The organism is Geotalea sp. SG265 (genome assembly GCF_022808985.1).
Classification (GTDB): domain Bacteria; phylum Desulfobacterota; class Desulfuromonadia; order Geobacterales; family Geobacteraceae; genus Geotalea.
In genome coordinates, this window is record NZ_JAKZFT010000011.1 from 57,446 (window position 1) to 77,458 (window position 20,013).

17 protein-coding genes and 1 other RNA gene are annotated in these 20,013 nt (G+C 51.6%); all 18 read left to right on the plus strand.

Annotation, left to right across the window (positions count from 1 at the left end; genetic code table 11):
* The first annotated feature begins 241 nt into the window (after window positions 1–241).
* The 18 genes from ML541_RS13245 to ML541_RS13330 all read left to right on the plus strand — a co-directional run bounded on the left by ML541_RS13245 (window position 242) and on the right by ML541_RS13330 (window position 19,907).
* Window positions 242–736, plus strand: coding sequence for an HIT domain-containing protein (locus ML541_RS13245; RefSeq protein WP_243373553.1), 495 nt, complete (start codon window positions 242–244; stop codon window positions 734–736).
* 4 nt (window positions 737–740) lie between these two features.
* Complete coding sequence (locus ML541_RS13250; RefSeq protein WP_243373554.1) at window positions 741–1,691, plus strand: ROK family protein; 951 nt, start codon at window positions 741–743, stop codon at window positions 1,689–1,691.
* 47 nt (window positions 1,692–1,738) lie between these two features.
* Window positions 1,739–2,827 (plus strand): 6-phosphofructokinase, encoded by a 1,089-nt coding sequence (locus ML541_RS13255; RefSeq protein ID WP_243373555.1) that lies wholly within the window; start codon window positions 1,739–1,741, stop codon window positions 2,825–2,827.
* Between the two features lie 80 nt (window positions 2,828–2,907).
* Window positions 2,908–4,887: a methyl-accepting chemotaxis protein gene (locus tag ML541_RS13260; RefSeq protein WP_243373556.1), complete on the plus strand. Its 1,980-nt coding sequence runs from the start codon at window positions 2,908–2,910 to the stop codon at window positions 4,885–4,887.
* Between the two features lie 244 nt (window positions 4,888–5,131).
* On the plus strand, window positions 5,132–5,935 hold the full coding sequence (panB, locus tag ML541_RS13265) for a 3-methyl-2-oxobutanoate hydroxymethyltransferase (RefSeq protein ID WP_243373558.1): 804 nt from the start codon (window positions 5,132–5,134) through the stop codon (window positions 5,933–5,935).
* Window positions 5,935–6,783, plus strand: a complete 849-nt coding sequence (gene panC / locus ML541_RS13270) for a pantoate--beta-alanine ligase (RefSeq protein WP_243373560.1) — start codon at window positions 5,935–5,937, stop codon at window positions 6,781–6,783. Before panB ends, panC begins: the two co-directional genes overlap by 1 nt.
* Before the next feature lie 3 nt (window positions 6,784–6,786).
* On the plus strand, window positions 6,787–7,185 hold the full coding sequence (panD, locus tag ML541_RS13275) for an aspartate 1-decarboxylase (protein WP_243373562.1): 399 nt from the start codon (window positions 6,787–6,789) through the stop codon (window positions 7,183–7,185).
* 32 nt (window positions 7,186–7,217) lie between these two features.
* On the plus strand, window positions 7,218–8,453 hold the full coding sequence (locus ML541_RS13280) for an amidohydrolase family protein (RefSeq protein WP_243373564.1): 1,236 nt from the start codon (window positions 7,218–7,220) through the stop codon (window positions 8,451–8,453).
* A gap of 11 nt (window positions 8,454–8,464) precedes the next feature.
* A complete protein-coding gene (locus ML541_RS13285; protein ID WP_243373565.1) occupies window positions 8,465–8,977 on the plus strand; it encodes a helix-hairpin-helix domain-containing protein in 513 nt (170 codons plus the stop codon).
* A 50-nt stretch (window positions 8,978–9,027) separates the two neighbouring features.
* Window positions 9,028–9,483, plus strand: coding sequence for an SsrA-binding protein SmpB (gene smpB, locus ML541_RS13290; protein WP_243373566.1), 456 nt, complete (start codon window positions 9,028–9,030; stop codon window positions 9,481–9,483).
* Between the two features lie 143 nt (window positions 9,484–9,626).
* Window positions 9,627–9,979, plus strand: a transfer-messenger RNA (tmRNA) gene (ssrA, locus tag ML541_RS13295).
* A 254-nt stretch (window positions 9,980–10,233) separates the two neighbouring features.
* Window positions 10,234–10,815, plus strand: a complete 582-nt coding sequence (locus tag ML541_RS13300) for a restriction endonuclease subunit S (RefSeq protein ID WP_243373567.1) — start codon at window positions 10,234–10,236, stop codon at window positions 10,813–10,815.
* A complete protein-coding gene (locus ML541_RS13305) occupies window positions 10,815–12,371 on the plus strand; it encodes a type I restriction-modification system subunit M (RefSeq protein WP_243373568.1) in 1,557 nt (518 codons plus the stop codon). Before ML541_RS13300 ends, ML541_RS13305 begins: the two co-directional genes overlap by 1 nt.
* The gene (locus tag ML541_RS13310) at window positions 12,368–13,423 is read left to right on the plus strand and encodes a virulence RhuM family protein (RefSeq protein ID WP_243373569.1); all 1,056 of its coding nucleotides are present in this window, start codon (window positions 12,368–12,370) and stop codon (window positions 13,421–13,423) included. Before ML541_RS13305 ends, ML541_RS13310 begins: the two co-directional genes overlap by 4 nt.
* Window positions 13,420–14,646, plus strand: coding sequence for a restriction endonuclease subunit S (locus ML541_RS13315; RefSeq protein WP_243373570.1), 1,227 nt, complete (start codon window positions 13,420–13,422; stop codon window positions 14,644–14,646). Before ML541_RS13310 ends, ML541_RS13315 begins: the two co-directional genes overlap by 4 nt.
* Window positions 14,639–16,000: an ATP-binding protein gene (locus ML541_RS13320; RefSeq protein ID WP_243373572.1), complete on the plus strand. Its 1,362-nt coding sequence runs from the start codon at window positions 14,639–14,641 to the stop codon at window positions 15,998–16,000. Before ML541_RS13315 ends, ML541_RS13320 begins: the two co-directional genes overlap by 8 nt.
* Complete coding sequence (locus ML541_RS13325) at window positions 15,997–19,197, plus strand: type I restriction endonuclease subunit R (protein WP_243373574.1); 3,201 nt, start codon at window positions 15,997–15,999, stop codon at window positions 19,195–19,197. The genes ML541_RS13320 and ML541_RS13325 overlap by 4 nt, the downstream gene beginning before the upstream one ends.
* On the plus strand, window positions 19,194–19,907 hold the full coding sequence (locus ML541_RS13330; RefSeq protein ID WP_243373576.1) for a SprT family zinc-dependent metalloprotease: 714 nt from the start codon (window positions 19,194–19,196) through the stop codon (window positions 19,905–19,907). The genes ML541_RS13325 and ML541_RS13330 overlap by 4 nt, the downstream gene beginning before the upstream one ends.
* The last annotated feature ends 106 nt before the right edge of the window (window positions 19,908–20,013 follow it).

Consider the following 20,013-nt stretch of genomic DNA (forward strand, 5'->3'; position numbering starts at 1 on the left):
TTTTGGTGATCCTTTTACTTTTATTTAAAATTTGTCTTTCTTAAAAATTCTAACACAGTTTTACAAAAACACTGAAAAGCCAATAGATTCATACATTAAGCACGTTATTTATTTGTTGTCAAGAATTTAATCTAGGTAAAATATAAAATGATTTTATTGACCGGAAATATTATTGGCAAGATTGTAAAATAAGGTTATTTAGTAATAATTCAAATGATTACGGCTGCAAGGAAGGATGCATATGGAACGGCTTTGGGCTCCGTGGCGGATGGAATACATTGAAAATTCCAAGTCTGAAGGGTGCGTGCTGTGTATCGGCCCTGACAGGACAGCTGACCGGGACCGGCTCATCCTCTACAGAAGCGAGCTGTCCCTGGTCATGCTGAACAGGTACCCCTACACCAACGGTCATCTCATGGTGGCACCCCTCCGCCATACGAGCGACATGGATTCCCTTGACGACAAGGAAATGCTCGATCTGTTCAGGGTCCTTAAGCTCTGCCGCAGCGTGGTGGAAAAGACAGCATTCCCTCATGGATTCAATGTCGGGATCAACCTGGGCCATGCAGCCGGGGCGGGGATCGATGACCATCTCCATATCCATCTCGTTCCCCGGTGGAACGGGGACACCAATTTCATGACGGTAATTTCAGATGTGCGGGTAATGCCTGAGAATCTTCTCACCACCTATGACAGGTTGCTGCCCATGTTTGCAGCGGCCGGAAAGGTCGATTGAGACTATGGAAAATGTCTGCATTGCCATCGATATCGGCGGTACCAATCTCAGGCTGTGCCTGGTGGATGGGGCGGGCAGGGTTCTCTTCCGTGAGCGGCAGCCTACGGATATAGACCGGGGGAGAGATGACTTTCTCGGCCGTCTGTGCTCGGGCATTGCTCGCCTGAAAAGGAAGGGCGCTGCCGAAGGGGGACGGGTCGTCGGCATCGGCGTCGGAGTTCCAGGGTTGATCTCCAACGAGGGACTGGTCTACTCATCGGTAAACCTGCGCCCGTTGGAAGGACTCAACCTTCGCCAGCAGATTTCCGAGACCATGGAGCTTCCGTCTTTCATTGTCAATGATGCCAATGCATGGGCATGGGGTGAAAAATGCTTCGGAGCGGGTAAGGGCATGGCTTCGTTCCTGATGCTTACCCTCGGTACGGGAGTCGGCAGCGGCCTCGTTCTCAATGACCGGTTGTGGACCGGCATCGATGGGGTAGCCGGTGAATTCGGTCATGCGACGGTCGAACCTGCAGGTCGCCCGTGCCGGTGCGGCAATCACGGGTGCCTGGAACAATACGCCTCGGCAAATGCCATAGTGTCCGCCACCCTGGAAGCCTTGCACAAAGGTGGCGACAGTTGTCTGTCTGCTACTTCCCCGATGGAGATAACAAGCGCCATGATTGCCGATGCGGCAGCCAAGGGAGATGCACTGGCCCGGTCCATGTTCGACGAGGCGGGACGCTATCTGGGCATTGCAGCAGCTGCTGCCGCAAACATGTTGAACCTGGAGGGAATCATTCTCGGAGGCGGGGTGGCGGCAAGCTTCGGGCTCCTTGTCGAAGCCATGCGCCGGGAGGTGGTCGCCAGGGCTTTCCCCATCCCGGCACGAAGACTGCGGATAATCAGGAGCGAACTAGGCGACGATGCCGGCATTCTCGGTGCCGCAGCGATGGCCATGGCCGGGAATTAGTTGCCCAGTTTGTATATTTAATGCGATTAATTGTCTGAGGAGCATCCATGAAAAAACGAATCGGCGTTTTGACCGGCGGTGGCGACTGTCCGGGGCTCAATGCAGTCATCAGAGGTGTTGTCAAGGCGGCTATTTTTCAGTACGGCTGGGAAGTGGTCGGTATCGAAGACGGCTTCGACGGATTGATGGCTGGTGGAAGATGTCGCCAACTTTCCATCGACGACGTGCGCGGCATCCTGCCCCGTGGCGGAACCATTCTTGGGACCTCCAACCGGGGCAATCCTTTCTCCCGCCCGGTGAAAAGGGGCGGAATGGTTGAATATGTGGATTCTTCCGATGAGGTAGTGGAACGGATAAAATGTCTCGGCATAGATGCACTGGTGGTCATCGGGGGTGAAGGTTCCCTCACCATAGCGGTTGATCTGATGAAAAAAGGAGTTCCGGTGGTGGGGGTGCCGAAGACCATCGACAATGACCTGATGGAAACCGACGTGACCTTTGGTTACAACACGGCCCTCGAAACGGCAACGGACGCACTGGACAAGCTGCACTCGACGGCTGAGAGCCACCACCGTGTCATGATCATGGAGGTCATGGGGCGCTATGCAGGCTGGATAGCTCTGGAATCAGGTATTGCCGGAGGAGCGGATGTGATACTCATACCGGAGATCCCCTTCGACATTCAAAAGATATGTCAGGCCGTAGAAAAAAGGCGGAACAACGGCAGTCGTTTCAGCATCATCGTTGCTGCCGAAGGCGCTTTTCCCGCAGGGGGGATGCGTGTCGTCAAGGCAAATGCCGATGCAACCCATATGGTGGAGCGATTGGGGGGTGTCGGAGAATTAGTTGCAAAAGAACTCACCGGAAACCTGGATATGGATGTACGGGTCATGGTTTTGGGCCATCTGCAGCGAGGGGGCTCTCCCTCCACCTTTGATCGCTGCCTGGGGAGCCGTTTTGGTGTCAAGGCCATGGAGCTGGTCGACCGGGAGGAATTCGGATCGATGGTATGTCTCAAGGGACGGGAGATCGGAAAAGTGCCTATAGAAAAGGCGATCAAGCAACTCAAGGTCGTGGATCCCGCCGGCGAGATGGTGAAATCCGCCGAAAGCCTGGGGATAATGCTGGGTCGGTAATGTAATAATTGACATTACCCGGTCAAGTACCTTAAACTGCGCTCGATCCTTTGATCCCGGGCAATGGAGGGTGCAGCTGAATGGATAAAATCAAGCGGAGCAGGCTGTACGCCTTTCTGGGCTTCATTCTCGGGACCGGTGCACCGATAGGATGGACCGCAGTTCGTCTCATTTTTCTGCGCGACAAGGATGCCCCACTCCTTGCCCAGATTATCAACGATATTGTCAAAAACGATTACAGTATCGCTCTCTATTCATATATGGGGATCGGCACGGCGCTTGTCCTGGCGGCGGTCGGCTTTTTCATCGGCAAGGCGGGCGACGAACTCCATGAGCGGGCGACAGAACTGGACCTTCTCCACAAAGAAGTTGCCTCGCAGAAGGAAATTTTCGAGAACCGTTACAAAATCCTGGACAACAACATCAAGAATTTTCACCATATCAGCAGCCGGATTCAAAAAACCATCAATATCCAGGAAGTTCTTTCCCTTTGCGCGGAAGGATTGCACGATATCCTGGGTTACGACCGCGTCAATCTTCTCATGGCCGATGAAGAGCGGAAGGGGCTCCGGTTCGCTGCAGCAACAGGCTCCGACAATTTTGACCGCAACAACGTCTCATTGCCCATTGACAGCAGGAGCGGTATCATCTTCAAATGTTTTTCGGAAAAGAAGCTGTACCTAGTGGATGACATCACCAAATATCCGTCCGATTTTCACCTGCAATCACCCTACGATACCATTCATCCCCTCCGCTCGCGAAGCTTCGTCCTCTGCCCAATAGTCGTCAAAGGTGAAACCTGCGGCGTTTTCGGCATCGACAACCGGTTCAGCCAGCGGACCCTTAACGATACCGATTCCGACACCATAAAACTTTTTGCTGATCAGGCGGCTTCTGCCATTACCAGGATCAATCTCCTGCAAGCCATAGACACCCTGACACTCCAATTGGGCAAGACATTCTCCGAGCTGCTTGACAATCGTGACACCTGTTCCCGAAATGTGAATCGTTTGAAAGCCTCAGCCGGTGCAATTGCCGATAGTGCCACCCACATCTCGTCTGCATCGGAAAGCGTCCTTGCTTCCGTCGATGAAACGAGCGCCGCCGTAACGGAAATTTCCGTTGCTACCGAGCAAATAACGAAAAACATGGATTTTCTTGCCGAGAGTGTGGACAAATCCGTATCGGCTATGGAGGAAATTGCACGGACCATCAAGCAGGTGGAGTCTAACACTATTGTTTCCCACAACGTTTCGAGCCAGGTGAAGGCCCACAGCGACAAAATCAGGCTCGTCGTTTCCGAAACCATCTCATCACTGGCAGAGATACAGAAGGCGGTCGATCTTTCCTACGAAGGCATCAAGCGCCTCAGTGAGAACAGCAGCAGGATCGACAATATTGTCAGCGTCATCAACGAAATTACCAAGCGGACCAATCTGCTGGCCCTGAATGCCTCCATCATAGCCGCGCAGGCAGGGGACTACGGCAAAAGCTTCGGCGTGGTTGCCGATGAAATACGGAACCTTTCCCTCCAGACCGGGCAGAGTACCGGAGAAATCACTGCAATCATTGAAGAGATCATGGAGGAGTCCCGTATTGCTGCCGGGAATGTGACTATGACAAAGGAATTGGTGCAGAAAGGTGTTACGCTTGGCAAGGAAACTGGGGCTGCGCTGGGTATGATCGAGGACAGTTCCCGGCGCGCCATGGAAATGACCGAATTGATCAAGATTGCTACGGAAGAACAGTCGCAGAGCGTTCAACTGGTCACCCACTCCATTGAAGACGTGAGCACCATGACTTCGCAGATATTCACCGCCTCCAAGGAACAGACGAAAGCAACTCGGAATATCGGTAAGGCCATCGGTTCCATCAAGGAGATGACCGAAGAGATGGTAGCAGCAACCGTAAAACAAGTTTCTGAAGGAAACGAGATAAAAATATCCGTGGATGCCGTGGGTTCACTTATCGTCGGCGTGTTCGACGACTTGGAAAAACGGCAGGATGATAGCCGGGCGGTGGTGAGCGAGCTGGAAGTGCTGAAATCTATAGCCGGTTGAAATTGAAGATTTTCAAACACTGTTAAAAAAATGCTGGACATCAATTCGGTATTCTGGTACTACTATTGACAACTCCAGTGAGATGGACCGTAACTATAGTGCGGATCCGATAATCTCCGAACTTCAGACATACCGCCAGGATTCATCAGAACCGGGACGGGAGGCAATAGCTGAGAAGAGAGATACCTCTCTTGAAGTCTATACAAGCGCCCCCTCACCAGGGCGCTTTTTTTGTGGAGAAACCGTGAAGAAAGCTAAGACAATACTCGATATTCAGAAGATGAAAGCGGACGGCGAGAAAATTTCCATGCTCACCTGCTACGATTATCCGACCGCAAGAATAATGGACGATTGCGGCATCGACATGATCCTCATCGGTGATTCCGTCGGTGTTGTCTACGCCGGTTACGACAATACCCTTCCGGTGACCATGGAAGATATGATTTACCACACCAGGGCCGTGGTGAGAGCCCAACCGCGGGCACTGGTAGTGGCGGATATGCCGTTTCTCTCCTATCAGACCGACATGGTAGCCGCCAGGGTAAACGCCGGCCGTCTCATAAAAGACGGCGGGGCGGCTGCGGTCAAGATAGAAGGGGGAGAAAACGTGGCGGCGGTAATAGAGGCCATCACTGCCATCGATATCCCGGTTGTGGCGCATATCGGGCTTACTCCCCAGTCCCTGCACCGGATGGGAGGGTACCGCGTCCAGGGGAGAAATCACGAACAGGCGGAGAGACTCCTTGCCGATGCACGTGCCGTGCAATCGGCCGGTGCCTTTGCCGTAGTCCTGGAAGGTATACCGGCGGCACTGGCTGCGAGAATTACGGCAGAGCTTACCATTCCCACCATAGGCATCGGTGCTGGGCCGTCCTGTGACGGACAGGTGCTGGTAATTCACGATATTCTGGGACTCTGCGAGAAATACGCTCCAAAGTTCGTCAAGCGCTACGCAGAATTGAAGCCGGTCATCGCTCAAGCCATTACGAGCTACATACAGGAAGTAAAAGAGGGCTCATTCCCAACGGAAGGAAACTCATTCAACTGATGAAAACTATAGAATGTATGGATGAAATGCAGAGCATCGGTCAAGAAGCCAGGGCGAACGGCAAGAAAATCGCCCTGGTGCCGACCATGGGGTACCTCCATCGTGGACACGCTTCGCTCATGGAGGAAGGGCGAAAACGAGCCGACCTGCTGGTGGTCAGCATCTTCGTCAATCCCACTCAATTCGGCGTAGGTGAGGATTTCGACAGCTATCCACGGGATATGGAAAACGACCGCGCCGTTGCCGAGGCAGCCGGTGTTGATTATATCTTCGCTCCCAGGGCTGTGGATATGTACCCCTCCGGTTACCAGACCTACGTCAACGTGGAAGAGCTGACCTTGCCCTTGTGTGGTGCCAATCGCCCCGGGCATTTTCGCGGCGTGACGACCGTGGTAACGAAGCTCTTCAACCTCATTGCGCCCAATGTCGCCCTTTTCGGCCGGAAGGATTACCAGCAACTGGCAGTCATCAGGCAGATGGTCGCCGACCTGAATATGCAGGTGGAAGTAATCGGAATGCCCATTGTCCGTGATGCGGATGGTCTCGCCATGAGTTCCCGCAACTCGTACCTGTCTCCGGCGGAGCGGGTCAGCGCTCTCTGCCTGTCCCGGTCCATCAGGACCGTAAAGGCAGCTTTTCATGGCGGAGAACGATCGGTGGCAGCCCTCAAAAAGATTGTCATCGACACCATCGGCAAGGAGGCTTGTGCGGTAATAGATTATGTGGAATTCCGTCACTGTACGACCCTGGCGCCGATGGACAGGGCGGATGAACAGACAGTTTTGGCATTGGCTGTTAAAATTGGAAAAACGAGACTCATCGACAACGGTATTTTAGGGGAGGAGTAAACAATGGACAGAAAGATGCTCAAGAGCAAGATTCACCGGGCAACAGTTACCGGTGCCGACCTCCATTACGAGGGAAGCATCACCATCGACAAGGACCTCATGGAAGCAGCCGACATCATTCCTTATGAGGCAGTGTGCATCTGGGATGTTAATAACGGCAGCCGCTTCGAAACCTACGCCATAGAAGGGGAGCGAGGATCCGGCGTTATCTGCATCAATGGCGCTGCTGCCCGCATGGTTGCGCCCAAAGATCTGGTCATCATTGCCAGCTTCGTCAATATGGACAACAAGGAAGCGCTGCAGCACGAGCCGAAGCTTGTCTTTGTGGACGAACAGAACAGGATGCTCCCGTCTCGCAAAGAGGTTGCCGGACAGGGTACCCTGAAAAAAGTCGCCTGGTAAAGCAGCAGCCAATAAAGCCGACAGAGGATACCATGGAAATCTTCGCCGCTTCAACGGTGATGCCCATATCTTCTCCTCCCATTGCACAAGGGGGCATTCTGGTGGAGAACGGCCGGATCAGGGACGTGGGGCAAGTAGAATACTTGCAGTCAAAATATGATGCTCCCGTCACCCGTTTCCCCCATGGCGTCATCATGCCCGGTCTGGTGAATGCCCATACCCATCTTGAGCTGACCCATTTCCCTTCGTGGAAAATACGCAAGGATCTGGATTATGCGCCCCGCACCTATTCGGACTGGGTTATCCAGGTGATCAAGATCAAGCGCAGCCTTCAGCCGGAAGAACTGGAACTGTCCCTGAAGGAGGGACTGCGCATTTCCCTGGAGTCCGGAACCGTCGCATCTGCCGATATTCTTACGGACCGTAGACTGCTGCCGGTCTACGAGGGCTCTCCGGCGAGAAACATCATCTTTCTCGAAGCGATCGGGCAGGACCCCAGGCAGTGCAGTGATCTCAAAGATAAACTAACACAGGCCATCCGCTCGCACCATTTGCCCTTTGGCCTGTCTCCCCATGCCCCTCACACCATGTCGCCCTCTTTTTTCCGTGAGATCAAGGAACTTGCCGCCCACTTTTCGCTGCCTGTCATGACGCATCTGTCCGAATCCCCTGAAGAAGCCTCTTTCATGCATGATTCCACCGGTAAAATTGCCGAACTGCTCTATCCACATATTCATTGGGAAGAGTATCTGCCGAACCCCAGAAAAACCACTTCCGTGGCATACCTGGATTCCCTCGGCATCCTGGATCCATCCACCATCGCCGTTCACTGCGTTCATGTGACCCCCGCCGATGGGGAAACTCTCAGGAAGCGAGGTGTAAGCATCGTTATTTGTCCCCGCAGCAATGATCGGTTGGCAGTGGGCAGGGCACCGCTGCAGCTATTCCGGAAGCTGGGAATACCTATGGCAATCGGCACAGATTCCCTGGCCAGCAACGATTCCCTCTCTCTCTGGGACGAGATGAGCTTCCTTCTTAAAGAATTCCCCGGGGGTTTCCGACACGATGAACTGCTCTCCATGGCAACCCTGGCGGGGGCAAAAATATTGGGGATCGAAGAGGATTTCGGTTCCCTTGAGCAGGGGAAACGGGCAGATTTCCTCGTCATGGGAATCGACGGTGCAGCACCGGGAGACGACCCGTATCGCGCCGTCATTGAAAAAGCCCGCCTGGATCACGTTTATCTTGCCGGAAATCCCATAAACTGAAAGGAACGGTCATGTCATCTTTTCGCAGCCTGCTGTCTCTCCTGGTGGTTTTGTGCGTCCTGTCCGCTACCCACGTCGCATCAGCCAAAGTCCTGCGCACCTACAAGGGAAAGCTCAACATCAATACCGCTTCGGCCGCGGATTTTGCACGGCTTCCCGGTGTTGGCGAAGTTATCGGCTTTCACCTGGTCAAAGAAAGGGAACAGCGAGGACATTTTACCGCAGTCAGGGATATTGCCTCGGTAAAAGGCATTACACCGCGGGTATATGAAGCCATCAAGGGACACCTGGCTTTGGAGGGAGAGAGCGATCTGCAGGTGCGCATAGATCTCAACACTGTCACCAAACCCATTCTGCTGGGGCTTCCCGGGATGACCGCAGGCGAGGCGCGCTCCATCATCAACTTCCGTAAGAACAGACCCTTTACCTCTGTTGAAGACCTGCTGCTGGTGCCAGGCATCAATGAAAAAAGGATGCATGAGCTCTCGGAGTGGCTGACTGTGGCCACTACGCAAAGAAGATAAATTCTGTCCTTTTTCCTTGCACTATTTGCTGGATTTGCTACCATACCAGCATGTCGGAAAAGTTGATCTGCAACAATAAAAAAGCCTATCACGATTATTTCATAGAGGAAAAATTCGAGGCGGGCATGGTCCTCAAGGGAACAGAAGTCAAATCCCTGCGCATGGGGAAAGCCAACCTCAACGATTCCTTTGCCCTGATCAAAAACGGTGAGGCGTTTCTGCACAACCTCCATATCTCGCCGTATGATTTCGGCAACCGTGAGAATCACGATCCTGACCGGATGCGCAAGCTGCTTCTCCACAAGAAAGAGATCGGCAAGCTCTTCGGCAAGATCAGAGAGCAGGGCTATTCAGTTGTTCCCCTCCGGCTGTACTTCAAAGCCGGCATGGTAAAAGTCGAACTGGGTATGGCCAAGGGCAAAAAGCTCTACGACAAGCGGGAAGACCTGAAGAAAAAGGATATGCGCCGCGACGTGGCGGTGGCACTTAAGGAACGTAACAAATAGAGTTGCATAAAGGTTACTGAAACGTCGATTTTGGGGTAAGTTCAAGGCGATAGAGGGTTGACGCGGAAGCGTACCTGCAAGGTACGCTGCACAAGGAGACCCGAAGATCAACGCAGAAATTGCTCAAAAGCGGCGTTTCATATGGGGGTGTAAAGGTTTCGACGGGGATAATAAGCAAAGGTCGCATGCCGAGGTCCGGGTGGCTCGTAAAACAATCCGGGGCGAATTAAACGCCGATAATTACGATTACGCTTTAGCAGCTTAATAACCTGCTAACGATTCTCCGACCCTCTCCCACGGGGAAGGAAGAATCGTCATTTCAGTGGGATAGCCGAGGGAAATGCCTGTGGTCCCGAAGCGAAATTTAAGCAGGATCGCACCTGGAAAATCCCGGCCAGTGGAGTTCTCAGGGGCTAAAACAAAAACTGGTATAAGCATGTAGACGCCTTTCGTGTACGATCTTCGGACGCGGGTTCGATTCCCGCCACCTCCACCAATTAAAGATCCAACAAGGATCAGAGAAGTGCAAAAGGCCCTGAAAAATCAGGGCCTTTTTGTTTTTAGATAGTCCTACACCGCTTGGGAAATCCAAACGACTGCTCCCACAGCTCTGCAGAAAATAGGTGCTGACGAAGACGAGAGAGGGTGAATAAAAGAAATACAGTAACGCTGTTGCAGAATTTTTTATATTGACAAATATTTCTTCTGTAACTAATGTGCTGTAACACACAATTGCTGTATGGGAATATCATGAAATCCGAACTTAAAAGTGTTGCATCGATTCAGACGGGTTACACATTCCGTGCTGCTATTCAGTCGATGCCTTCCGGTGCTGTTTCGATCGTTCAGATGAAAGATCTCACTGATGATAATCGTGTTGACTGCAGTGGCTTGGTGCGAATAGATATGGAGAAGCCGAAGGCGCATCACCTCGTCAGGACCGGAGATTTGATTTTCCGTTCCAGAGGGTTTATAAACAATGCCGCCATTGTTGTTGATGATCCCGGTGGCGCTGTGGTTGCAGCACCTCTATTTCGTATCAGGATTACTGATCGACGAGTCCTACCTGAGTATCTGAACTGGTACATCAACCAAGCCCCAGCCCAGGCCCATCTAGGAAGTCACGTGAAAGGGACGGCGCAGAAAATGATCAGTAAAGATGCGCTGGAAAGCCTGGAAGTCCTCGTGCCGTCGCTAGAACGGCAAATGGCGATAGTCGAGTTGGCGTCATTGGCTGAACTGGAGCAGACCCTGGTTGAGAAGCTGGCAAAGAAGCGGCAGCAGTATATAGCTGCAACATTACTCAAATTGGCAGAAGGAGAGCTATCCTGATGAGTCCGAAGATCGATCAGAAAGACATCAACAATGCCGCATGGGCGGCTTGCGATACCTTCCGTGGGGTTGTAGATCCGGCCCAGTACAAGGACTATATCCTGGTAATGCTGTTCGTTAAATACATCTCCGATGTCTGGAAGGATCATTATGATGGGTATCGGAAGCAGTATGGCGATGACGATGTGCGTATCCGTCGAAAACTTGAGCGGGAGCGTTTTGTGCTCCCTGTCGTGGAGCTGAAAGATAAAGAGACTAAAAAGGTAATAGACAGTTTTCTTGCCGATTTTTACAGCCTTTACGAGCGACGTAATGAAGCAAATATTGGGGAGTTGATCAACATAGTCCTGGATCATATAGAGGAGGCGAACAAGGCAAAACTGGAAGGGGTTTTCCGCAACATCGATTACAACAGCGAAGGCAATCTGGGGAAGACCAAGGATCGGAATCGCCGTTTGAAGAACCTGCTGGAAGATTTCCACAAGCAGCAGCTTGATATGAGCCCGGGAAAGGTGTCCGAGGATGTCATCGGGAACACCTATATCTATCTGATTGAACGTTTTGCCGCCGATGCAGGCAAGAAGGCCGGCGAATTCTACACGCCACACAAAGTTTCCAAATTGGTGGCGAAGCTGGCAGGGCCGAAACCTGGTAATCGCATCTGTGACCCGGCTTGCGGCTCGGGTGGACTTTTGATAGAAGCTGCACGGAAGGTTGGCGACAGAAACTTTGCGCTATTCGGCATGGAGTCCAACGGCAGTACTTGGGCACTGGCGCGGATGAATATGTTTCTGCACGGTGCCGATAGTGCCCGCATAGAGTGGTGTGATACCCTGACCAGCCCGGCACTTGTGGAAAACGATCGGCTGATGAAGTTTGATGTGGTGGTTGCCAATCCGCCGTTTTCTCTGGATAAATGGGGGGCTACCGAGGCGGAATCAGATCGCTATAATCGCTTCTGGCGCGGTATTCCTCCAAAATCCAAGGGGGACTGGGCCTTCATCAGTCACATGGTCGAGGCGGCATTGGAAAAAGAGGGGAGAGTTGCGGTTGTTGTTCCCCATGGCGTTCTCTTCCGTGGTGCTGCCGAGGGGCGGATACGGCAGAAGATGATCGAGGAGAACCTGCTTGATGCGGTTGTTGGCCTGCCGGGCAATCTCTTTCCGACGACGTCCATCCCGGTTGCTATTCTGATCTTCGACCGCAGCCGTGAAAAAGGGGCCGCCAATCAGAACCGTAAAGACGTGCTTTTCATCGATGCCAGCCGCGAGTTCATGCCCGGAAAGAATCAGAACTCCCTCTCGGAAGAGCATATCCGCAAGATTGCCGACAGCTATGCCCAGAGGACAGATGTCGAGAAATATGCCCATGTTGCGCCGATCTACGAGATCAAGGAGAACGACTTTAACCTGAATATCCCCCGCTATGTGGACACGTTTGAGGAAGAGGAAGAAATTGACATTGATGCAGTGCAGTTGGAGATTGACCAGCTGGAAAAAGAGTTGGCCGAGGTGCGGGCGAAGATGGCGTTGATGCTCAAGGAGATAGTGCGATGACCGATAATCTGCCGGTGAAAAGTGAGTTCCTCGTTTACGAAGAAGGGGGGCGGATAAAGATAAATGTCCGTCTTGAGGATGAGACCGTGTGGCTCACCCAGCAGATGATGGCCGACCTTTTCCAGACCAGCAAGCAGAACATCAGCCATCATATCCAGAGCATCTTAGACGAAGGTGAACTTCATCCGGAAGGAACTGTCAAAAAATATTTGACAGTTCAACAGGAGGGAGAACGGCAGGTCCGGCGGAATCTTGAGTACTACAGTCTGGACATGATCATCTCCGTGGGGTACCGGGTAAAAAGCGCCATTGCCACCCGGTTCAGGATCTGGGCGACCCAACGCTTGAAAGAATACATTGTCAAGGGTTTCACCATGGACGACGAGCGGCTGAAGAATCCGCCTGTTGCTGGTTCGGCTGTCCCAGATTACTTCGACGAGATGCTGGAGCGCATCCGTGACATTCGTGCCAGCGAGAGACGGATGTATTTGCGGGTGAAGGAGATCTTTTCCATGGCAGGAGATTATGACCCGTCATGGCCGGAAACGACCAAGTTCTTCAGCATCATCCAAAACAAGCTGCACTACGCCGCCACCGGCATGACCGCCCCTGAACTGATTCACCGTCGCGCCGACCACACCAAACCCAACATGGGGCTAACCAACTGGAAGGCTGGGGAGGTGCGCAAGACCGATGTGACTACTGCCAAGAATTACCTGACCGAGCAGGAGATTGATGAACTGAACCGGATTGTGGTTATGTGGCTGGACTATGCCGAGGATCAGGCACGGCGGCGCAAGCAGGTGTTCATGAAGGATTGGGAGCGGAAGCTGGATGAGTTCCTGCGATTCAATGATCGGAATGTGCTTCCCAATGCCGGGTCCGTCAGCAAGAAGAGGGCGGAGGATCATGCCCGTGAAGAATATGGCCAGTTCGCCCAGCGGCGGCGGGAGTATAAGGAGGCGCTTGGTGAGGAAGAGTCGATAAAGGCGCTGGAGGCTGCGGCGAAGTTGGTGGGGCGGGGGAAGCAGAAGGTGGAGGGTAGGGAATGATTCCAAAAAGTTGGAAAAGAAAACGGCTTGCGGATGTTGCAACTGTTCAAACTGGCATTGCAAAAGGATCGAAGAGGCTAGATGACGCCGTCGAATTGCCATACTTGCGGGTAGCTAATGTTCAGGATGGATACCTCGACCTTAGTATTTTAAAAAAAATTGAAATTGAGAAAAAACAAGTTGAACGTTACCGACTTCACGTGGGGGATGTCTTACTGACGGAGGGGGGCGATTACGACAAATTAGGACGTGGCACTGTTTGGCAAGGGGAAATAGAGGATTGCGTCCATCAAAACCATGTATTCATTGCTCGACCCAAACGTGAAATTATTTTGCCGCAATTCCTGTCACTGTTGACCGGAAGCTCTTACGGTAAAACATATTTTCTGAGCTGTTCAAAACAGAGCACAAATTTAGCCAGTATCAATTCGTCTCAGCTTAAGGAATTTCCTGTTTTTCTGCCCACTATTGCCGAGCAAACTGCCATTGCCGACTTACTTTCTACTTGGGATGGCTTCATCAAGAGGACAGAACGGCTGATTGCGGCCAAGGAGAAGCGGTATTGGGGGCTGGTAGATCAATCGATCCTTTCACCAGCAAGGAGCAATCCCAGTTGGAATCATCAACGCATTTGTGACATAGCAGAACGTATTCAACGCAAATCTGATGGTGGTGATTATCCGATTTTAACCATTTCCTCTGCGAGTGGTTTCGTTTTGCAGAAGGAAAAGTACAACCGGTTTATGGCCGGCAAAAGCCTGGATGATTATACTTTACTTCGGCGTGGTGAGTTTGCCTACAACAAGGGAAATTCATTGCGCTATCAATTCGGTTGCATATTCCCTCTTGAAGCCTACGAACAGGCCCTAGTTCCGCATGTATATGTTTGCTTCAAGCCCACACCCGGTATTGACGTAGATTACCTCGATCAACTTTTCCAGTCTGACTATCTCAAACCACAACTCGCAGCCTTGGTAAATACAGGTGTGCGTAATAATGGCCTACTCAACATAAGTCCAACAAGTTTTATGAAGGTAACAGTACCGTTTCCTTCACTTGGGCATCAGCGTCAAATCGCTGCCATTCTTACCACCGCCCGCCGGGAAATTGATCTGCTAAAACAACAGATCGATGCTGTGCGCCGGCAGAAGCGCGGGATAATGCAGAAGCTGTTGACCGGTAAGTGGCGGGTGAAGCTTGATAAGGAGGTGCAGTATGGCTAATAACGCGCCGTTTTCTCAGGAGAACCTTAACGAAATATTTAAGATATCGACTACTAAACCAGATCGAGTAATTTCACGTGAATGCGGGTGGCTGGAGTTCAAGGAGTCATTTGGCTGGGCCAGCATAGGTAAATATCTACGGTCATGTGCTGGGTTTGCCAATGCAAAAGGCGGATACATTGTATTTGGCATAGCTAATTCTCCGCACAAGCTTCTTGGTCTTAAGGGCAAAAATCTAGAGTATTTTGAAGCAATTGATCCCGAACAGATGTCCAAGAATTTTAACGACCACTTTGCACCTGAAATTGAATGGGATATGAATCAGTATGAACTTGAAGGGAATGTATATGGCTTATTGTACATTTACGAGTCGCGCAACAAACCCGTAGTTTGCTGTAAAGATGCTGGAAAAGAATTAAAAGAAGGAGATATTTATTACAGGTATCGGGGAAGAACAGAACGCATTAAATACCCTGATCTTCGCATCATTCTTGAGACAAGGCGCGAACAAGAACAGCAGCTTTGGATGCAGCACCTTTCGACGATAGCTAGGATCGGCGTTAGAGAATCAGGGATATTTGATCTTCAAACAGGTCTAGTTACAGGAGCTGCGGGATCATTTCTCATTGATGAATCATTGCTCAGTCAATTGTGCTTCATAAAAGAGGGAGAGTTTTCGGAGGTAAAAGGCAAGCCTGCTCTTAAACTCATTGGCGATCTCCGTACCATAGGAAGCTTTTCTTCTAGCGCCGATAAAAAGCAAATAGTTAAAACCAAAGGGATTCGAGTTGGCGACATAGTAGGTAGTTTTTTAACCGAAGGACCACTAACAGAACCCCAAGAATATATCAGGCAGATTTGTTTCGAAGAAACAGCATTTCTTCCAGTCTACTATTACATGAGCTTAGCGGGGCTTAATGGTGAGAAAACAATTGAGGTTTTGAAAGACGTCGTTTCAAGGTCTAAGTCCAAATCAAAATTGATAGAACGTGTTAGTAATTCATCTACACAAAGTCTACCGCTACCAAAAACTGATACGCCAACTGCAAAAAAGAAGCGTGATTATGCAGGGCAACTACTTTCCAATTCAGTTAATTCTTCATTGTCAGAGAAAAACTTAGAATATTGTCTGCAATCTGTCCGGGGGCTGTCACCCCAGGAGGTCTCGGATAATTCCTCTTATCTGCGAAACCTGTTGCGCACATGGTTTAACAAATACTATGCGTCGGCTCATGGCACTCTGGCTGATAACCTCCGCAGAGCAATTTGCTGGGTCGATGAAGCACTATACAAAGAGGGCGTGAGACCTATTGCTTCTTCAGCGACATCAAGGAGAGCTAGGAGGCGCTCATGACCGGCTTCCGTTTCAACGAAAAATACCTCTCCCAGATCCCCGCCCTCCAACTCCTCATCAATCTGGGCTACACCTACCTCCCCCCCGAGCAAACCCTTGCCGAGCGCCAGGGTAAGCACGGCAACGTCCTTCTGGAAAACATCCTCCGCGAGCAGCTCAAACGCCTGAACCGGATCACTTACAAGGGGCGCGAGTTCCTCTTCAGCGAAGAAAACATCCAGACTGCCATCCAGAAACTGAAAAACGTCAAGTACGACGGCCTTCTGAAGACCAATGAAGCCGTCTACGACCTGATTACCCTGGGAACCGCACTGGAGCAGACTGTCGAAGGAGATTCCAAGAGCTTTAATCTGAACTACATCGACTGGCGCAGCTGGGAGAGGAATGTCTTCCATGTCACCGCCGAGTATGGCGTCGAGCGCTCTCGCAGTACGGAGAAGGCTCGCCCGGATATAGTCCTCTTCGTCAATGGGATTCCGCTCGCTGTTATCGAATGCAAATCGCCGAAGATCGAGGTGGAGCAGGCGATCTCCCAGTCGATCCGCAACCAGAGCGACGACTACATCGCCAAGTTGTTTGTTTATTCTCAACTGGTGATGGGGGTAAACAAAAACAGCGCCCAATATGCCACCGCTGGTACACAGGCAAAGTTTTGGGCAGTCTGGAAAGAGCTGCTGGACAAGGATAAGGATGTTGAGCGGCTGGTGAATCATCCTTTCCCCAAAAAGGATAAGGAGCTTCTTTTCAGCGGTGATTTTGCCGTTGCCCACCGCTTCTTTGAATCCCAAACCGCAGAAGGGGCGCTGCTGGTCACCGAGCAGGACAAGGCGATATATAGCCTCTGCCGACCCGAGCGCTTGTTGGAGCTGGCCTACAAGTTCACCGTCTTCGATGGGGGCATCAAGAAAATCGCCCGCTACCAGCAGTATTTCGTCATTAAGTCAACCATTGAGCGGATCAAACAGCTCGATGGACAAGGACGCCGCAAGGGCGGGATTATCTGGCACACCCAGGGTTCCGGCAAGTCTCTTACGATGGTGATGCTGGTCAGAAACCTGGCCCTCGACCCGACAGTGCCGAACCCGCGCATTGTGCTGGTAACCGACCGGGATGATCTGGACAAGCAGCTGGGGAATACCTTTACAGCCTGCGGCCATAGCCCGCAACGGGCAACCTCCGGCAAGAACCTGCTGGAACTGGTGGCGGAAGAGAAGGCTGCCATTGTCACCACTCTCATTCACAAATTCGACAAGGCGCTCAATTTCAAGAAGTACCAGGACGAATCCACCGAGATTTTCATGCTGATCGACGAGAGCCACCGAACCAATTTCGGCTCATTCTCGGCACGCATGCGGGTGATGTTCCCCAATGCCTGTTACCTAGGCTTCACCGGAACTCCGCTTTTGAAGAAGGAGAAGAACAACTTCCTCAAATTCGGCGGGCTGATCGAGCCCCATTACTCCATCAATCAGGCGGTGGAGGACGGTGCGGTGGTGCCGCTGCTGTACGAAGGGCGCCATGTGGAGATGGAACAGAACAAAGCGGCCATCGATCTGTGGTTCGAGCGCCATACGCAGGGGCTGACCAAAGAGCAGAAGGCTGACCTGAAGAGGAAGTATGCCCGGGCGGAGATGCTGAACAAGGCCGATCAGGTGGTATACATGCGCGCCTTCGACATCAGCGAGCACTTCCGCTCCACCTGGCAGGAGACCGGTTTCAAGGCCCAGTTAGTCGCGCCGAATAAGGCAACTGCGCTGAAATACCAGGAGTATCTCAATGAAGTCGGATTTGTGACCTCAGAAGTTGTTATTTCCCCTCCGGATACCCGCGAGGGGTATGAGGAGACAGATGACGAGCCGACGGACGAGGTGGTGAAGTTCTGGCAGAAGATGATGAAACGCTACGGCAGCGAAGAGGAGTACACCAAGCAGATCATCAACCAGTTCAAGTTCGGGGCGGAACCGGAAATACTGATCGTGGTGAGCAAACTGCTGACCGGCTTCGACGCTCCGCGCAACTCAGTCATTTACCTTTGTAAGGAGCTGAAGGAGCACACCCTCCTCCAGGCCATCGCCCGGGTTAACCGGCTCTGTGAAGAAAAAGAATTTGGGTATGTCATTGACTATGTTGGGCTGCTAGGGGAGTTGGACAAGGCGTTGACCATGTACAGCGCCTTTGAGGAGTACGACGAGGACGATTTGAAGGGAACGCTGACGTCGGTGCTGGCAGAAATCGACAAGCTGCCCCAGCGCTATTCGGATCTGTGGGATTTGTTCAAGACGGTCAAGAACAGTTATGATGAAGAGGCTTACGAGGTGCTACTGGCAGACAATGCTTTGCGAGAGGACTTTTATCAGCGCTTGGCGGAATACTGTAGGACCCTTGGTATTGCTTTATCAACAGAATCATTCAATATGCAGGTCGATGAAGCAAAGCTGCGACGGTATAAAGATGACCTGAAACGCTTCCAGAACCTGAAGTCTGCAGTGAAGCTACGCTATGCCGAGAGAATCGATTACCGTGATTTTGAACCAAAGATCAAAAAGCTGCTCGACACGCATATTCAGGCCAATGAGGTAATTCAGCTCAATGAGCCGGTAAATATTTTCGACGAAAAAATGTTCAATGTGGTGAAAGAAGAGCACGGGGTTTATGGCGGGAAAACGACGGCAGCAAAGGCCGACGCCATTGCCCATGCAACGGCGCGGGTCATTACTGAGAAAATGGACGAAGACCCGGCCTTCTACGAAAAGTTTTCCAAGATGATACAACAGGCAATTGAAGATTTCCGCGCCAAGCGGTTATCGGACATGGAATACCTCGCCACGGTTACGGGGATTCGGAACAAGGTGGTCACCCGCCACCATGACGACGTCCCACCGCAGCTTTCAGGCAATGACGATGCAATGGCCTATTTCGGGGTGTTGAGGCCGTTCTTTGCCAATGAATATTTGAGCCCGGAGGAGAAGGAAACGATTACAACAGATACTGCCCTGGCCATTCAAGGCATACTGGAAAGACACAGGAAGGTACACTTCTGGGATGATGCTGACGCCCAGAAACAGGCGATGAATGAGATCGATGACTATCTCTATGATGAAGTGAAAGGAAACAGAGGGATAGAGATCAGCCTCCAGCAAATGGACAAGCTCATTGAACGGACTATGCAGGTGGCACGGCACAGGAGTGCATTGTGAGCCTATCCTGGGGGACTGTTACCTATGGCAAGGAAACCATCTGTTTCAGCGTCTTTTATGTCGCCAGGAAAACCTTGGAAATAGCCGTCCATCCTGATGGTCGGGTTGTCGTAAAAGCACCAGTCGGGACAGAGTTTGATGTGGTGCGGCAGAGGGTGGTAAAACGGGCAGGGTGGGTAAAGAGGCAGTTGGAATACTTTCGACAGTTCGAGCCAAGAACCCCGCCACGGCGGTATCTGGGTGGAGAAACACACCTGTACCTGGGAAAACGCTACATCTTGAAGGTCAGTGAGGGTGATAGCAATGAGGTAAAGCTGAACCGTGGACATATTGCCGTTACAACAGCCGAAACTACTTCTGCCGAAAGGGTGAGGCATTTACTGGACCAATGGTACAAGCAGAAAGCCGTTGCCAAATTTAATGACAGCTTTGACCGCTGCTGGCCCCCATTTGCAAGCATGTTAGCCATTAAACCAAAGATCCAGTTGCGACACATGAATAAACGGTGGGGTAGCCTTTCCAAGAGAGGAACCCTAACGCTGAACACAGAGTTGATCCGTGCACCGAGGGAGTGCATCGATTATGTTATCACCCACGAGTTATGCCATGTGCAGTACCACAACCATAGTTCAACTTTTTACGATCTGCTGGAAAAGGTGATGCCTGACTGGGAGAAGCGGAAGCATAGGCTGGAGTTGTCTTTAGTATAAGTCTGGGGGGCATCATGGAAAACCGAAGAAGTCGAGATTCCTTCATACGCTCGCTGAAGCGCGCAAAAAGGCCCTGAAAAATCAGGGCTTTTTTGCGTTAGAGCTG

What these genes read in the sequence shown, in the direction of transcription:
- ML541_RS13245 (WP_243373553.1), top strand. Translation starts at nt 242, where the DNA reads ATGGAACGGCTTTGGGCTCCGTGGCGGATGGAATACATTGAAAATTCC.
- ML541_RS13250 (WP_243373554.1), top strand. Translation starts at nt 741, where the DNA reads ATGGAAAATGTCTGCATTGCCATCGATATCGGCGGTACCAATCTCAGG.
- ML541_RS13255 (WP_243373555.1), top strand. Translation starts at nt 1,739, where the DNA reads ATGAAAAAACGAATCGGCGTTTTGACCGGCGGTGGCGACTGTCCGGGG.
- ML541_RS13260 (WP_243373556.1), top strand. Translation starts at nt 2,908, where the DNA reads ATGGATAAAATCAAGCGGAGCAGGCTGTACGCCTTTCTGGGCTTCATT.
- panC (WP_243373560.1), top strand. Translation starts at nt 5,935, where the DNA reads ATGAAAACTATAGAATGTATGGATGAAATGCAGAGCATCGGTCAAGAA.
- panD (WP_243373562.1), top strand. Translation starts at nt 6,787, where the DNA reads ATGGACAGAAAGATGCTCAAGAGCAAGATTCACCGGGCAACAGTTACC.
- ML541_RS13280 (WP_243373564.1), top strand. Translation starts at nt 7,218, where the DNA reads ATGGAAATCTTCGCCGCTTCAACGGTGATGCCCATATCTTCTCCTCCC.
- ML541_RS13285 (WP_243373565.1), top strand. Translation starts at nt 8,465, where the DNA reads ATGTCATCTTTTCGCAGCCTGCTGTCTCTCCTGGTGGTTTTGTGCGTC.
- smpB (WP_243373566.1), top strand. Translation starts at nt 9,028, where the DNA reads ATGTCGGAAAAGTTGATCTGCAACAATAAAAAAGCCTATCACGATTAT.
- ML541_RS13300 (WP_243373567.1), top strand. Translation starts at nt 10,234, where the DNA reads ATGAAATCCGAACTTAAAAGTGTTGCATCGATTCAGACGGGTTACACA.
- ML541_RS13305 (WP_243373568.1), top strand. Translation starts at nt 10,815, where the DNA reads ATGAGTCCGAAGATCGATCAGAAAGACATCAACAATGCCGCATGGGCG.
- ML541_RS13310 (WP_243373569.1), top strand. Translation starts at nt 12,368, where the DNA reads ATGACCGATAATCTGCCGGTGAAAAGTGAGTTCCTCGTTTACGAAGAA.
- ML541_RS13315 (WP_243373570.1), top strand. Translation starts at nt 13,420, where the DNA reads ATGATTCCAAAAAGTTGGAAAAGAAAACGGCTTGCGGATGTTGCAACT.
- ML541_RS13320 (WP_243373572.1), top strand. Translation starts at nt 14,639, where the DNA reads ATGGCTAATAACGCGCCGTTTTCTCAGGAGAACCTTAACGAAATATTT.
- ML541_RS13325 (WP_243373574.1), top strand. Translation starts at nt 15,997, where the DNA reads ATGACCGGCTTCCGTTTCAACGAAAAATACCTCTCCCAGATCCCCGCC.